Source organism: Streptomyces sp. E2N166 (genome assembly GCF_003671715.1).
GTDB lineage: Bacteria > Actinomycetota > Actinomycetes > Streptomycetales > Streptomycetaceae > Streptomyces > Streptomyces thinghirensis.
The window spans coordinates 329,102-331,435 of sequence record NZ_RAIF01000025.1; the positions used below are offsets into that span (position 1 = coordinate 329,102).

General features: G+C 70.8%; 3 protein-coding genes. All 3 read right to left on the reverse strand.

Going from position 1 to position 2,334, the window contains the following annotated elements; translation table 11 throughout:
• Positions 1 to 56: 56 nt before the first annotated feature.
• Positions 57 to 446 carry a toxin-antitoxin system, toxin component, PIN family protein gene (locus EBH09_RS19555; protein WP_121748269.1) on the reverse strand — a complete coding sequence of 130 codons (390 nt, stop codon included), beginning with the start codon at positions 444 to 446 and terminating at the stop codon, positions 57 to 59.
• A complete protein-coding gene (locus EBH09_RS19560; protein WP_121748270.1) occupies positions 436 to 1,092 on the reverse strand; it encodes a DUF433 domain-containing protein in 657 nt (218 codons plus the stop codon). The genes EBH09_RS19555 and EBH09_RS19560 overlap by 11 nt, the downstream gene beginning before the upstream one ends.
• Positions 1,093 to 1,186: 94 nt before the next feature.
• A complete protein-coding gene (locus EBH09_RS19565) occupies positions 1,187 to 2,074 on the reverse strand; it encodes a hypothetical protein (RefSeq protein ID WP_121748271.1) in 888 nt (295 codons plus the stop codon).
• Positions 2,075 to 2,334: the final 260 nt, after the last annotated feature.

The window sequence follows — 2,334 nt, forward strand, 5'->3', positions numbered from 1 at the left end:
GACCCGCTCTCGTGGATCGCGGATCAGGCCCCTGCCCTGGTGCCGCCCGTCGCCGGTCAGGGCGGCCAGGTGCGCTCGATACGCTCACGCCGTACCGCGTAGGCCGCCGGGCCGCCCCTGGCCACGGCCCGGTGGATCGCCTCCCGGTGGGCGTTGAGCCGCTTGACCATCTCCACACTGCGCAGTTGCTGATTGTCGAGATGGAAGAGCACCGCTTCCCGCTCAAGCACAGGCCGGATCTCCAAGTCCCGGCTCTTGATCCGGCCGTCCTTCGAGAGCGGCACCCATGACTGGTCGAGACCGTGCGCGATCCAGTCCTCGTCGGCGATGTCCTGTCCGTCGTCGGCGAAGACGTCCCCGATGCGGTGGACGGTCCAGCCGCACGTCCTCAGCCCCTCCGCGACACGACGGCCGAGATTGCGGTCGAGGAAGAACTCAGGCGGCAAGGCGCACCACTGCCCGGCACAGCTCGTCGACCTGCTCCGGCGTCATGTCGAAGTCGTACGCGATGTCCTCGACGCTCTCCCCGGCTTCCCAGAGGTCGGTGATGGCCTTGACCGCGACACGGTTGGTGGCTACGACGGGCCTCCCACGCCCGAACCTCGGGTCGATCACCACGGGTACGGAGTCCGGGTACTGCCTGAGCCGCAGGCTGGACGGGAAGTCGTCGTCGGGTTCCCAGTTCAGGTAGCGGAGGTAGTCGGAGACCACTTCGTGGATGGGTGCCTGACTGTCGCGGGCCCTGCGGAGATCGCCGAGGCCGTGCTCGATGAAGATGTCCACGCCGTCCGTCGCGATCCGCTTCGACACGAGGCCGTACGGGGTGGCGAAGGCATCCCGTACGGCGGCGGCGGCTTCCCTGATCTCGCTCATCCGGAGCCCCAGGGAGCGCAGGGAACGGAGAACGTGCGCCTCGGCCACCGCGATGAACGGCACGGAGGGCTGCCCCTTGCGCGGCGGCTCGACCTGGTGGACCAGTGGCGCTCCGGCAGCCCTGCCCTTCAGCCACGAATGGAGTGTCGACTGCGGAATCTCCAGGTAGGAGGCTGTTTCCCTGGGAGTCAGAAGTCCGTCCTCGAACCTGTCGACCATGTCCCACCTCCTCCTGCCGTACCCGGTTCCGGGTCTCGCATCGTCGCACATCAAGGCTGCCACCCTGGGCCGGACGGCACACCCGCCCACCGGCTCAGCCGGCCGAACGCAGGCGCTCCCCGACGAGGTGGTCCCGGCAGCTCCGGCAGTGTCCCGGTTCCTGGGCGCGGAAGGCGCGCTCGCAGCCGTCGCAGGTCTGGAACGGCAGCACGGCCGGGCGCTCGACGGTCAGTGGGAGAGGCGCCGGGGGTGGCACGGGCAGCGGCGTTTCCCGCAGGCGGAACGCGAGGAAGCTCGCCGGGCGTGCTCGGAAGCGGTCGGGAAGCCGTACGGTCAGCAGCTCGGTGATCTCGTGCGCTCCCACTCCGGCCGCCAGCCACTCGGCCACGGCCGGCGCCAGGCGGGCGGCCTCCCGTGCGGACAGGACGAGACGGGGGTCGACCCGGCGCAGGGCGGTCAGCACGGCGACCGCCTTCGGATCGGCGTCGGCGAGTGCGGGGGCCGGGCTCTCGGGCTCCTCGGGGCCGGGAGTGGGCGCCGCCTCACGCAGAGGCGCAGCGGTCTCTCGGCCGGCGGGCCGGTCCCGAGGCCGGGGCGGTTTCGGAGGCTCGGGAGGGCCGTCCGGACCGCCGCCACCGGGGACGTCGTGGAAGTACGTACGGGTGCGGATCTGTCCGGAGGCCAGACGCTCGCGGCGACGATCCAGGTAACCGGCGGCTTCCAGTTCCCGCAGGGCGCGCGAGATCAGGATCTCGCCCTCGCTGAAGTGCTCGCACAGGGCGGCGATGGTCACGGGGGCGCCGGTGGGCAGGGAGAGGATGTACACGGCCACGCCGACCGTGACCGCGCTGCCGCGCCGCTGGGCGAGGGCGTTGGAGATCACCGTGAAGTCGGCCGTCAGCCGGGTGCGTACGTGGATCACGCCGGAGGTCGGAGCTCCGGCGTCGGCGCGCAGGCGCGCGTTAGACTGCGAGTCAGCCATCGGGAAGGTGTCGCTTCCTTGATCGGTTAGGCCCTCGTCCGGGAGTGCGAATCCTGGGCGGGGGCTGCTCTGTTGGGCGCTGGTGGTGTGCTCTTGCGGTGAACGTAACGGCCCGAATCTCGCACCCGCAAGCCAGTCACTCGCACGGGTGACACGCGCGCACCGGCACGGGGAGGGTGGGAGGGCGGGTAGTTCTTTCCCCGGGTCTTTGAGGAGGTCAGTGGTCCACCGGTCCCTCGCGGACGGGGGTTCGGTGAGAC

Bases quoted from the DNA above. Each gene is read 5' to 3' on its own strand.
- EBH09_RS19560 (WP_121748270.1), bottom strand. From the start codon at position 1,092: ATGGTCGACAGGTTCGAGGACGGACTTCTGACTCCCAGGGAAACAGCC.
- EBH09_RS19565 (WP_121748271.1), bottom strand. From the start codon at position 2,074: ATGGCTGACTCGCAGTCTAACGCGCGCCTGCGCGCCGACGCCGGAGCT.